Source organism: Pontimicrobium aquaticum (assembly GCF_005047595.1).
Taxonomy (GTDB): domain Bacteria; phylum Bacteroidota; class Bacteroidia; order Flavobacteriales; family Flavobacteriaceae; genus Pontimicrobium; species Pontimicrobium aquaticum.
Window position 1 is genome coordinate 536,097 of record NZ_SUPL01000001.1, and the last position, 13,274, is coordinate 549,370.

Annotated in this window: 11 protein-coding genes; 4 read left to right on the forward strand and 7 right to left on the reverse strand. The window is 32.2% G+C overall.

The window, feature by feature from the left end:
• Positions 1 to 29: 29 nt before the first annotated feature.
• The 4 genes from E5167_RS02440 to gdhA form a co-directional block, all read right to left on the reverse strand.
• Positions 30 to 2,435 (reverse strand): TonB-dependent receptor, encoded by a 2,406-nt coding sequence (locus tag E5167_RS02440; RefSeq protein ID WP_136840676.1) that lies wholly within the window; start codon positions 2,433 to 2,435, stop codon positions 30 to 32.
• 1 nt (position 2,436) lies between these two features.
• Positions 2,437 to 3,156 (reverse strand): DNA repair protein RecO, encoded by a 720-nt coding sequence (gene recO, locus E5167_RS02445; protein WP_136840678.1) that lies wholly within the window; start codon positions 3,154 to 3,156, stop codon positions 2,437 to 2,439.
• A complete protein-coding gene (gene porZ, locus E5167_RS02450) occupies positions 3,156 to 5,504 on the reverse strand; it encodes a type IX secretion system anionic LPS delivery protein PorZ (RefSeq protein ID WP_136840680.1) in 2,349 nt (782 codons plus the stop codon). The genes recO and porZ overlap by 1 nt, the downstream gene beginning before the upstream one ends.
• A gap of 125 nt (positions 5,505 to 5,629) precedes the next feature.
• On the reverse strand, positions 5,630 to 6,973 hold the full coding sequence (gdhA, locus tag E5167_RS02455) for an NADP-specific glutamate dehydrogenase (RefSeq protein ID WP_136840682.1): 1,344 nt from the start codon (positions 6,971 to 6,973) through the stop codon (positions 5,630 to 5,632).
• A 236-nt stretch (positions 6,974 to 7,209) separates the two neighbouring features.
• Between gdhA and E5167_RS02460 the strand changes: the two genes are divergently transcribed.
• A complete protein-coding gene (locus E5167_RS02460) occupies positions 7,210 to 7,995 on the forward strand; it encodes a THC0290_0291 family protein (protein ID WP_136840901.1) in 786 nt (261 codons plus the stop codon).
• Here E5167_RS02460 and E5167_RS02465 read toward each other — a convergent pair.
• Positions 7,987 to 9,132: a cystathionine gamma-synthase gene (locus E5167_RS02465; RefSeq protein WP_136840684.1), complete on the reverse strand. Its 1,146-nt coding sequence runs from the start codon at positions 9,130 to 9,132 to the stop codon at positions 7,987 to 7,989. The two genes, E5167_RS02460 and E5167_RS02465, sit on opposite strands and share 9 nt — an antisense overlap.
• Before the next feature lie 88 nt (positions 9,133 to 9,220).
• Here E5167_RS02465 and E5167_RS02470 point away from each other — a divergent pair, with 88 nt between their 5' ends.
• On the forward strand, positions 9,221 to 9,928 hold the full coding sequence (locus E5167_RS02470; protein WP_136840687.1) for a DUF3298 and DUF4163 domain-containing protein: 708 nt from the start codon (positions 9,221 to 9,223) through the stop codon (positions 9,926 to 9,928).
• On the opposite strand, the gene E5167_RS02475 is transcribed toward E5167_RS02470, so the two are convergent.
• A complete protein-coding gene (locus E5167_RS02475; RefSeq protein WP_136840689.1) occupies positions 9,925 to 11,172 on the reverse strand; it encodes a cation:proton antiporter in 1,248 nt (415 codons plus the stop codon). The two genes, E5167_RS02470 and E5167_RS02475, sit on opposite strands and share 4 nt — an antisense overlap.
• 4 nt (positions 11,173 to 11,176) lie before the next feature.
• Positions 11,177 to 11,632: a DinB family protein gene (locus E5167_RS02480; protein ID WP_136840691.1), complete on the reverse strand. Its 456-nt coding sequence runs from the start codon at positions 11,630 to 11,632 to the stop codon at positions 11,177 to 11,179.
• A gap of 68 nt (positions 11,633 to 11,700) precedes the next feature.
• Here E5167_RS02480 and E5167_RS02485 point away from each other — a divergent pair, with 68 nt between their 5' ends.
• Positions 11,701 to 12,057 (forward strand): arsenate reductase family protein, encoded by a 357-nt coding sequence (locus E5167_RS02485; protein ID WP_136840903.1) that lies wholly within the window; start codon positions 11,701 to 11,703, stop codon positions 12,055 to 12,057.
• A 36-nt stretch (positions 12,058 to 12,093) separates the two neighbouring features.
• Positions 12,094 to 13,257, forward strand: coding sequence for a hypothetical protein (locus E5167_RS02490; RefSeq protein ID WP_136840693.1), 1,164 nt, complete (start codon positions 12,094 to 12,096; stop codon positions 13,255 to 13,257).
• The last annotated feature ends 17 nt before the right edge of the window (positions 13,258 to 13,274 follow it).

The following is a 13,274-nucleotide window of genomic DNA, read 5'->3' on the forward strand; positions in this document are numbered from 1 at the left end:
AGCGGGGGAGAGCCCTCGCTTTTATTGTTTTATAGGGTATATTTTAAAGACACTATAACATTAGTTCCTGATGCAGCTACTCCAGATGAATACGGTCTGTACAATTGGTTTGTAATATTTTCAATAGTTGCCACAATAGATGTAGATTCACTAATTTGATATTGCGATCTAAAATTTAAAGTGTACCAAGATGGCGCATACGAATTACCGTTTTTATCTTTAGCATAAATATAATCCTTATCTGCTTCAGAAGGTGCTAATTGATAGAATGACAATTCTCCATTATAGTTTGCAAAGGCATCCCATTTAAATTTGTTATTTCCCCAAGTTAAGTGCGTATTTCCAAAGCTAGGTGCTACATGCCTTATTGGTACTTCAACACCACCTTTTTCCTCTTCTGTCCCTCCAATAACGCTATATTGGGATGTTAATTTTAAGTTGTCGCTAAAAGTGACTTTAACTCCAGCTTCAAAACCATAAATCCATGCTTTAGAGGCATTTTGAATTGCTTGTATATCGCTTAACTCACCATCATACATCATTTGTGAATCACCATTAACAGTAAACTCTCGCCTTACTAATGCATTGTCGAGGTATGTGTAATAGGTTGATAAATCTAATACAACATCGTCGCTAAAATTTAAGACTAATCCTAATTCTCCACCATACGCATATTCGGGTTTTAAATTTGAGTTAGGAACAACGACCGATCCTGGCTCGGAATCGAAAACCTTACCAACATCATCAATATTTGGTGCCCTAAAAGCCGAGGTTCCATTTAGTTTCCATTGTAATATCTCATTTGCCGACCAACTTATACCTGCGGTGGCTGTAAATGCACCAGTACTTAAATTGGTATCGTTAAATGGAAAATTATAGAACTCATTGTTGTCTGTGAAATTTGCATCTATTTTTATATGATTATAGCGTATGCCTGATTGAAACGTAAATTTCTTGTTTGGTTTAAACTTATAACTAAAATAAGCAGCAGCTGATTGCCATGAGGAACCATTAGGATACCTTGATGCTATAGCTTTTGATTGGTTTGTAACAATATTGGTTTTTTTTCCTGTTGAATGTACCTTGTTGTAAATATATTCAAAACCATAAAAAATGTTAGATCGTTCCGATACCGTTTTTTCAAAATCTAAATTACCGGATAATACATCTACATTTTCTTTGCGATTTCTTCTCTCTAATGCGTTTACATATCTATCTATCCTGCTTTCCTGAAAATTTTGATAGGCTACAGTAGCTTTTATTTTGTCATAAAGGTTAGATTTACTGCTATATTTTGTGAGTTTTAAATTTCCTAGAAACCACTTTTGTGGTCCGTAACTCCATTCGGCTGAACGTAAACTATTTCCTCTGTACCTTATAAGTCTGTCGTATCTTGGATAGTCTGACGTAGCTGTATAATGTAACCCAAGGTCGAAACTTAATGTTTTATCGGCTTGATAATGTAACTTCTCTAAGAAATTTATTTGGTTATATCCTGTAAACTTTTGAACTCTAGGGTTTGAATTTTGTTTAATTACATCTACACCATTAATTGTTTCAATATATTCTGGGCGTAAATATTCACTAGGACCATATTTTCCCATTTTTAAATCATCAAAATCAGTATAACTAATACTAGTGTATGAAGCCCATTTTTCCCAGCCTAAATTAAAATCTAAGTGACCTGTCTTTTCTTTACTAGCAGTAGCATACCTAGAGATAACATTAGCGTTAAATTCTAAATTGTTTGATGAAGACAACATAGGTTTTTTTGTATAAAAATTCATAACGCCTCCAATAGCGTCACTACCATAAATAACCGATCCAGCTCCTAAAATAACTTCGGTATTTTGAACTGAGAAAGGGTCTATAGATATTATATTTTGTACATTGCCTCCTCTAAAAATTGCTGTATTCATTCGTACATCATCTACAGATATTAGTAGTCTATTGGTAGAGAAACCTCTTATCATTGGGCTACCTCCTCCTAATTGGCTTTTTTGTATAAACACTTGCCCACTTGAGCCTAATAAATCGGCACTTGTTTGTGGGTTTGCCAAAACTATATCATTTGCTTTTATACTAATAATTTTTTGCGGCACTTCCCTTTTGCTTTGCTCAAATTTTGAAGCTGAAATTACAATCTCATCTAAATCTTGTTCTTGAGGAGATAAATAAACCAAATTGTCAATTTTAGATTTTACTATAGCTATTGTAACGTGTCCAAGATGTTGAAATGTTATTTTTTCATTCTTAGAAAATATGTCGATTGATACCTTCCCATCTAATCCGGTAAAAGCACTTTTTGTTTTTGAAGTGTTAAATACAGCCACACCAGGAATGGTTTCATTAGTAACTTCATCTAGAATTGTAATTTCTTGAGAGTTACCTATTAGGCAAAGTGAAATTAAAAAAAGCGTAAAAAGGCTCTTCATTTTAATGAAAAATTTGGTTTAAGACTGTTATAGATTTAGGTTGTTTAAACCCTTCTATGTGTAATTTAAAATAATTTAAAATAATATTTAAAATTTCCAGTCGCTTAGTTGGTTTAAAATTTATCGCTCTATCTACATCAAATTTTGTACCAATAATCTCTTTAAATAGTATTAAATTTTCACCTTGAATATTATGCCTTCCTGTTATTTTATTATGGAACTTACCGTCTTCAAGATTAAAGTAAGGCAGGTGAGATTGACTAGTATCTGGGTAAAACCCTAGATACTTAGTTAGTTGCAGTAAAAATAATAAGTGAAAGTTCACATTTGTGTCTGTTTCATCAAACCAAATCATGGTTGTTTCTAAAAAACTATAAAGTTTTTCGTTTTCTTCTTCTTCTTTTAGAATACTTGATAAAACCTCAGATAAAAACATGACAATAGTACTTTTTATAACATTTGTGTGTAATGTGCTATAATACATATGCAGTTTAATATCTCGTAAATATTGTAAAGAACGATTTTCTTTATGATCTGCTTCGATGTCTAATAAACTTAAAGGTTGAAAATAGGCCGATTTAAATTTCCCCTTTTTCGTTTTAATAACGTTTCTAACTAAATATGAAATAATCCCAAATTTTTCGGTATAGCATTTAATAATAAGGTCACTGTCTTTGTACTTAATTTTTGATAATACAATAGCCTTTGTAGAAACAATCATTATCTAACAATCATTAACTTTAAAACTTTGGTTTCTAGAGTTTCCATATCAGAAATCATTACTAAATATACGCCTGAAGCAACAGTATTATTAGCCATGTTTTTTCCATTCCAATATGCTGTACCTCCATCTATTTCTAGATTATAGCCTCTATATCTAGAGTTTGTTTTAGATTGTGCTTCGGCTACCAAATTACCTTCTATATCTGTAATCTTGATATTTACATTATCTGTAATGTCTTTAATTTTTATTTTTTCGGTTGTAATGTTAAATCCTGGTCTCACAGGGTTAGGATATGCGTAAGCATCAACAAGCTCATCGGTTGGAGCTGAACCTCCTGATTTAAATGACACTAAGCCTTTGTCTGTGCCAATATAAACAACTCCGTTATTACTATCTATCGTTACGTCATTAACATTATTTGATGGAAGTGGAGAATTATCTTTGGTAAAATGATAAATAGTTTGTTGACCATCAGGCGAAAAGTAAAATAACCCCGCGCCAATGGTTGCTATCCATTTATTGTTAGAACCATCCACTTTAATATCTGATATAAACTGATCTTGTAAAAGCTCTTTAGGTATTCCGTTATCTAATATTACAATCTCATCGGTTGTTAGATTGTCATCACTAAAAAAGCCTGATGTATTGTAAAGTACTCTCAATCCCATATCAGTTCCTATCCATAATTGTCCGCCTTTGTCTAAAGCTATGGCTCTTACCGATTTATCTGGCAGATTTCCATTCTCTTTATCGACATTTTTAAATATTTGGTTGCCTCCATTATGTTTAAACCCAATAACACCATAAGAAAATGACGCAATAAATATATCTCCTGAAGGAGCTAATAAGAGTTCGCTAAAACCAATATTATCATCAACTTCAGGAATTAGCTCAGTAAAATCAAAACTTCTCCATGAATTAGAGCTAGGGTCGAACGCCTTTAATGGCCTTTCTACTAGACCTGTAAGAGACCATAATACGCCATTGTCATCAAACGTTGTTCCTGAAACTCTAATGCTTTTATAATTTGGATCTGGAGGGTAAATTAACGATTCGAGCCCACTATTCGTTTCATCAAGTCTTTGGGTTGCTATACCATCATTAATTTCTAGCATACCATCATGAAACGAACTTACAAACACCTGTTGTGGGTTTAATGGGTTTATTGAAATAGCATTTAAATTTCTTAATCCAAACACCTCATCATAAGGAATATTATTCCATTGTTCATCATATAGTTGACTAACTCCTGCTCTTTTAAAAGGACCTGGATTATAAAACCTAGTATAGTCTCCAAACGATGCCCAAACACTACCAAATCCTGACTCTAACGAAAATATGCTGTTTTGTAATGGACCATCTGGATGTATTTCTAAAAACGACGACACATTCGTTTGCATGGTTTCTAATACTCCAAAGTTTTTTGTTCCAATATAAATACCCTCTTGACTTACAGTAGCACTAGTAAATGTTGTGTTGTATTCGCTAGTTAATATTGGGTTTGCCAGCAGCACAAAATTAGCATCATAAACATATACACTGTTTTGTGTTGCCACTAATAGTTGATTGTTTCTAGTTTTTAAATCTAAAGGTTGGTTTGGATAAACAAATAATTGGTTTAGAGTTGTGTTATCAATTTCATAAACTCTTCTATTAGTAGAGGTGCAATATAATTTGTTTTCAATAGCTTCTATACCATTAAAATTTCCTGTTGAAATTTGCTCCCACTCTTGAAAATCGATAAGGTTAGAGCTACTTAACAAGCCTCTCTTTATTGCCTCATTATCTTCACAAGCAGCATAAATATAACCGTTAAAAATAGTACTTTGATTAACCTTTATTTGCGAGCCTCCATTTCCAATAAAATAAGTGTCGCCAAATTCTAATCTTGATATATCATAAACAGAAATGCCGTAATCTGCTGAGATATAGACATAATCATTTAATTCACTAAAATGATTAACCCTTTTATTGTTAGGAGGTATGGTAATTTTATCTAAAATATCAACTACGGTTGTCACCTCTTTAGTTGCATCATTATAAATTTCAACTAATCCATTTTCATATCCTATGAGAAGTAATTCAAAATGGTCACTAAAATAAATAGTTGAAATTTGCTCTCCTGATAACCCATGAATAGTTGAAATCTCTTCTAGTTCATTTGTTTGCAAATCATAACTAAACACAGCATTTTCAGATGCTGCATAAATTTTTTCTTCACTCGAAACAACATCCTTAATATTTAAATAAGAAAAATGACCTTCCCAAAGTAATGATGTATTTTGAGCATTACAGAAAAACATGCCTATAAGCCCAAAAACCATTAAAAAAAACGTCTTCTTCATATAATTATATCAATAGTCAAATATATTTATAACTAACGACAAATATGCTAAAATCATATAGATTAAAAATAAAAAGCTCCCAGAAGTCTGGAAGCTTTAAAATATTATTTGCGATGTTTTATTTATTAAACAACACCTTGTTCTAGCATTGCATCAGCTACTTTTACAAAACCTGCAACATTAGCTCCTCTAACATAATTTACGTAACCATCTTCATCGGTTCCATAAGTAACACAAGACTCGTGAATATCGTTCATAATCTTGTTAAGCTTCTCATCTACTTCTTCTCTAGTCCAGCTTAAACGTAATGAGTTTTGACTCATTTCAAGACCTGATGTTGCAACCCCTCCAGCATTTGATGCTTTACCAGGAGAAAATAACACCTTTGCATCTTGTAACGCTTCAATAGCTTCTGGTGTTGTTGGCATATTAGCACCTTCAGCCACAGCTATAACATTATTAGATATTAGCATTTTAGCTTCTTCCTCGTTTAGCTCATTTTGGGTTGCACATGGCATTGCAATATCGCAAGAAATTGACCAAGGTCTTTTTCCTTCGTGGAATGTCGCTGATGGGTATTGTGACGTATATTCACTTATTCTGCCTCTCTTAACATTCTTTAAATTCATGACAAATGCTAACTTTTCAGCATCAATACCATCGGCATCATGGATAAATCCAGAAGAATCAGATAGTGTTACTACCTTACCGCCTAATTCTGTTGCTTTTTCACAAGCAAATTGTGCAACATTTCCTGATCCAGAAATAACAACTGTTTTACCTTTAAAAGAATCTCCTTTGGTAGCTAACATGTTTTTAGCAAAATAAACTGTACCATACCCTGTTGCTTCAGGACGAATTAAAGAACCTCCGTAAGATAAGCCTTTACCTGTTAAAATTCCGGTAAATTCATTTCTAAGTCTTTTATATTGTCCAAACATAAATCCAATTTCACGTGCACCAACACCAATATCTCCAGCTGGCACATCTGTATTCGCTCCAATATGACGGAAAAGTTCGTTCATAAACGATTGGCAAAAACGCATTACCTCATTATCAGATTTCCCTTTAGGGTTAAAGTCTGATCCTCCCTTTCCTCCACCCATAGGTAAAGTTGTTAACGAATTTTTAAATACTTGTTCAAACCCTAAAAATTTAAGAATACTTAAGTTAACGCTTGGATGAAAACGCAACCCTCCTTTATACGGTCCAATAGCAGAATTAAACTCTACTCTAAACCCTCTATTAACTTGTGTGTTTCCTTTATCATCAACCCATGGTACTCTAAAAATGATGGTTCTTTCTGGTTCAACCATTCTTTCAAGCAACATTTTACCTTGATATTTTGGATTCTCTTCAATAAACGGAATTACCGTTTCTGCAACTTCGTGTACAGCCTGCATAAATTCTGGTTCATGACCATTTCTTTCTTTTACAAGCTCTAAAAACGCATCAATTTTAGCTTTCATTTATATAAATTTGAAGTAATAATAAATATTGAATTTTTATGACGACAAATATACATTATCTTAAAAAAATACAGGCTATTTTTTATTATTTAGCAATAACTTTTTAATATTTACTGTTATTTATACGGCATAAGGATTGATTGAATAATAAATGTATTTTATCGGATTTATTTGTTGTTTCATCGAAGTTTTCTATATTTGCTCATATTAATAGCCTTACAGTGTCAATACATACTATGCTTAACCCTAAACAATTAGTTTTACTAATATGCTTATTTGCCACCGCGCAAACAACATTTTCTCAACTAGGGTTCTCCCATGAGATTGGTGCTATTGCTGGTCCTGTTGAATTTAGATCAGATTTTGGGGAACGTTTAAATGAAAAAAACAATTTTGGAAATTCTGGCTATGGTATTGGTATTATACACTATCTAAATTTTGCTTATAGTGCTGATTGTAATTGCTATACTACCTATAATTACTTTAACGATCACTTTAAACTTAGAAATGAAATTTCTTATAACAAGTCGCAATTAGAACATCATGGAGAATGGGTAGCTCCTTATAGAAATACTCCGGAAGCTAACCAATTAAGAGCTCATACTGGTGTTGCCGAAAATTTTGACATCGGTACTCAACTAGAGTTTTTTCCAAGAAGTATTAGGGATTTTCAAGGATTTGCTTATCGTTTTGCACCTTTTATAAGTCTTGGTGTACATTATACATATTCTACACCTGAAGTATCTACTACCTATGGCAATGGTGATATTACTGACCCAGCAAATTTCTATTCGTATTGGCAACCTGATTCGGTTAGCAATGAAGCAAAAAGTGGTTGGTCCTTAGTAACAAGCGTAGGTGTTAGATATAAACTTGGTGTATTATCTGATTTAATGCTAGATTTAAGATGGCAATATTATGGACATGATTGGGTTGATGGTTTAAATCACCAACTCACATCTAACAAATACAACGATTGGTTGTTATGGCTAAACTTTGGTTATATCTATTATTTAGATTAACTCTAGAGCTTGCTTTAAATCGTTTATTAAGTCGGCTTCGTCTTCAATACCAACACTTAACCTAATTAAAGAATCTACAACACCTGTTTTTTCACGCTCTTCTTTTGGAATACTTGCATGCGTCATACTTGCTGGGTGACCTGAAAGAGACTCTACACCTCCAAGTGATTCAGCTAGTGTGAATATTTTAAGGTTTTCAACTATTTTAATCGATTTGTCGTAATCATTTCCTTTAGTTGTAAACGATAACATCCCTCCAAAATCTTTCATTTGAGTTTGAGCAATATTGTGATTTGGGTGCGTTTCAAACCCTGGCCAATATACCTTTTCAATCTTAGGGTGTGAAGCTAAAAACTCAGCAACTGCTTTTCCGTTTTCGCAATGTCTTTGCATTCTAACATGTAATGTTTTTATACCTCTTAGCACTAAAAAACTATCTTGAGGTCCGCAAACAGCACCGCTTGCATTTTGAATAAAGTATAGCTTTTCAGCTATTTCTTTGTCTCTTAACATTAACGCTCCCATAACAACATCACTATGACCTCCTAAGTATTTTGTTGCCGAATGCATTACAATATCAGCGCCCAAATCTAAAGGTTGTTGTAAATACGGTGTTGCAAATGTATTATCAACAGCTAACAGTATATTGTGCTTTTTTGCAACAGTAGCCAATGCTTTTATATCAATAATATTTAACATCGGATTTGTTGGTGTTTCTGTCCAAATCAATTTAGTGTTTTCATTGATTTTTGCCTCTACATTCGAAACACTTTCCATGCCTACAAAATGAAATTTAATCCCAAATTTTTCAAACACATGTTTAAACAAACGATAGGTTCCTCCATATAAATCGTTAGTAGAAATCACTTCATCTCCAGGACTGAGAAGTTTAATTACCGCATCAATTGCTGCTAAACCTGACCCAAAAGCCAAACCATAATTACCATTTTCAATACTTGCAAAAGCATTTTCTAACGCTTTACGTGTTGGATTATGTGTTCTTGAATATTCAAACCCTTTGTGACCTCCTGGTGTACTTTGGGCATAAGTTGATGTTTGATAAATTGGTGGCATTACTGCTCCATAAGCAGGATCGTGCTCTTGACCTCCGTGAATTGCTTTTGTATTAAACTTCATTTTTTAATTATTTGCAACAAATGTATATATAATTCGTTGTTTTAAAAAGTATATAATACCTTTATAACACATATAAAACATAATTGTATTGAAAGCAAAACTCATAGCTCTTTTTTCTGTTTTAATTCTTTTTTCCTGTGAAGAAATTACAGTTGTAAATTTTACCGAAACCAATGCGCTTTATGAAGATAATGCCATTATTGAATTAAATATTCCGAAAGCCGAAGGGAATTCAATTGCTGCTAAAGCAATTAACAACGCTATAGAAAATCATATTGCCAATACGTTGGTGTTTCTTGAAGAACCTTCAGATACTTTACAATTAGATTATGCTATAAAGACTTTTGATACTGAATATAAATCCTTTAAAGATGGTTTTGGTGAAAGTGCCATGGTTTGGGATGCTAGTTTTGATGGCGAAATTACATACCAATCACCTATGCTTATTTCTATAGCCATAAATAGCTATGTTAATTCTGGTGGTGCTCATGGAAACTTAAATGTAACTCTTTTCAACTTTGATGCTTCAACTGGTGAGCTATTACAATTTGAAGATATATTTAATAACAAAGACGCTTTAATCAAAGTTGTTAAAACTCATTTTGAAAAAGAGACCAAAAATAGCGATATAAACTATTTCTTTGGTGAGCCTTTTAGTCTTCCAGCTAATATTGGTTTTAATTATGAAGGCATTATTTGTTTTTACAATGTATATGAAATTGCTTCATACGCTGATGGAGTTATTGAATTTACAGTTCCGTTTAATGAAGTAGAAACCTATTTAGATATATACTAAGGTTTTTGTTTAGTTAATTTCTTGACAATTGGTTCTACCGTTAAGCCTTGACCTATAATAGAAAATGCTACGATTATATAGGTAATTACCAAAAACAGTTCTTTATGCATTTCTTGGGTTAAGCTTAATGCTAAGGCAATAGAAATGCCTCCTCTTAAACCTCCCCAAGTCATAATAATATTTGTGTTTGGCACAAACTCCAACTTCTTATCAAAAAACTTAATTGGTCCCCAAAGCGATACAAATCTTGCCAGTAGCACAATTGGAATACCCAATAATCCTGCTATAATATAGCTACCTTCAAATGTTAACACTAACATTTCCATACCAATCATCACAAATAAAATGGTATTTAATAATACATCTATTAGTTCCCAAAACTTATCGACGTACATTTCGGTAATTTTAGACATGGCTGCATTTCTAACAGTATCGTTACCAACTATAAGTCCAGCAGTTACCATCGCCAAAGGTGCCGACATATGCAAATTTTGTGCTACATGCGTTCCACCCATGACAGCTGCAATAGTAATAATTACTTCGATTTCATAATCATCTATTGAGCGCATCATTCTATAAGTAATCCATCCTAAAATAGCACCAAGTAGAATACCTCCAATTACTTCTACACCAAATAATTTAACTATTTCCATTAGCTCAACATCTCCTGAAGACGAGGACGCTATATTAAATATGGTTAAAAACACAACCACGCCAACACCATCGTTAAATAATGATTCTCCAACAATTTTTGTTTCCAGTTTTTTTGGTGCTCCAGCTTTCTTTAAAATTCCTAAAACAGCAATAGGATCTGTAGGTGAAATTAACGCTCCAAACAACAAACAGTAAATAAAATCAACCTGTAAACCAACTAACTGAAGCACATAAAACATGATTATTCCTACCAAAAAAGTTGACATTAAAACACCTAAAGTAGCAAATACAAATACTGGCCATCGTTGCACTTTTAATTGAGCGAAATTAGTGTGTAGTGCCCCCGCAAAAAGCAAGAAACTTAACATGATGTCTAGTAAAACTGTTTTGAAATCTATTTGGGAGATGAGTTCTTTTTCTCTTACCAATAACGCATCATCAAATTGACCAATGGCAACCACCACTAGAGTAAAAACAATAGTAATAATCATTAACCCAATAGTAATTGGCAGTTTTAAAAACCTCACATTTATATACCCAAATACAGCTGATAAAACTGTTAAAATTGCTGCTATTGAAAAATAATCCATCTTTTTATAATGTTCGTTTTAATGCTAAAATGTATCCCAAGTGTATTCCTTCATGAAAATTGTTAAAAGCTATGGCTTCTTCAACATTTGTCATAGTACTGTTTGTGGACGTCGTATAAGAGTTATAGTTTTTAAACACGCCATTTTCATAATCTTTTTGTGTTTGCTCTAAAGTAGAAAATAAAAGACTTTTTATTTCATCAACTTCTTGTTGTGTTACATCTCCATCTACTTTTGTACCTTTTCGATATTTGGCTACTAACTCATCGTTGGTCATCATAGGTAGTCCAGACAACTCATACACTAGCAATTGTTGGGTTACAATTACATGCGCTAAATTCCAAATAATATTGTTGTTGAAGCCTTCTGGAACTTTGTTCAATTCTTCTAACGAACATTTCTCAAAAAATGAGTTTAAAATAGTTCTGTTTTTTAAAGCGATATCTAATTGGTAATTCATTTTATTAAATTAAAAATATAAGTATTAATCTTAATTGATTTTCTTTGTAAAGTTAATGTTTGTTTATGATGAAAAAAATATACTTTTTAAAAACTTGTAATACGTGCATGCGTATTATTAAAGAGCTTGATCTTCCTTCTAATTTTGTGTTTCAAGACATAAAAGAACAACCTATTGCTGTTTCTCAACTAGAAGAAATGCACCAGCTAGCTGGTAGCTATGAGGCTTTGTTTAGTAAAAGAGCTAAACTTTATAAAGAAATGGATTTAAAAAATCAGTCACTTACGGAAGCCGATTATAAACACTACATTTTAGATCATTATACTTTTTTAAAGCGTCCAGTAATTATTGTTGATAATCAAATTTTTATTGGAAATTCTAAAAAAACGATTTTAGCAGCAAAGTCTCATCTAGAAAAATTGTAGTTTGTAGGGAATTTAAAAAATTGAGACTAATACTACATGAGTCATTTGCAAGCGGTTACTTATCATACTGTAACAGCAATCTCTTCTAAACAATGGATAGAGCTTGAATGTGCTAACAATGCCTATTTTAGTCCAAAGTTTTTAAAAGCTTTTGAGGTTTCAAACCCAAACATAAATTTTAAATATATTGTTGTTAATCAAAACAGCAGCGCAATAGCCTTAGCAATAATTCAAACTATTGAATTAAGTGTAGATGTCATTTTGAAAAACATAAAACTAGCTAATTGGTTAAAAAAATTAGCTCACTCATTATTCTGCAATAATTCTATGAAGATTATGACTAATGGGAACATTTTTTTAAGTGGCGAACATGGTCTTTATATAAAAGAGGAGGCTAGTAAAATTAAAACCTTAGGCACCATTGCTGAAGCAATTAATAATATAGCAAAGCATACAAAATCGCTTCATGCCATTGTTTTAAAAGACTTTTTAAAACACTCATTAAAGCTAACTACTCATTTTGAAAATTATGGTTTTACTGAAATGCATGTAGAACCTAATTTAATCTTAGAACTAGATACTAATTGGAAAACCTTTGATGATTATAAAAAAGATTTAAAGTCGAAATATCGTGTAAAAGTTAATAAAGCTGACTCGTCTAGCAATTCTTTAACTGCTCGTTTATTTACTGAGGAAGATTTTGCAACATACAAAGAAGAGCTACAAAAACTTTACGAAAACACCATTGCAAATGCCAATTTTAATGCTCAGGTGTTAAACTTAGACACTTACATACACTTGCGGGAAATATATCATGATGATTTTATTGTAAAAGCCTATTTTTTAGAAAATAAATTGGTTGGATTCCTTTCGGCATTAGCTAACAACAATCATTTGGATGCCCATTTTATTGGTTTAAATTATAATTTGAATAGAGAGCATGCCATTTATCCAAGAATATTAAATGATTATGTTCGTATAGGTCTTGAGAAACAAGTATCACATATAAATTTTGGAAGAACAGCTTCTGAAATTAAAACTACCATTGGTGCTATTCCTGTTGATTTAACTTGCTATATAAAACACAAAAGACCTTTTATGAATCGTATTATTAAATTCATTATTAAGCGTGTTAAATTAAAAGAATTTAAACAACACCATGCTTTTAAAACAAAAAAAGAGGCTACAAAAGCCTCTTAGATTTATAAAGTTTAAAA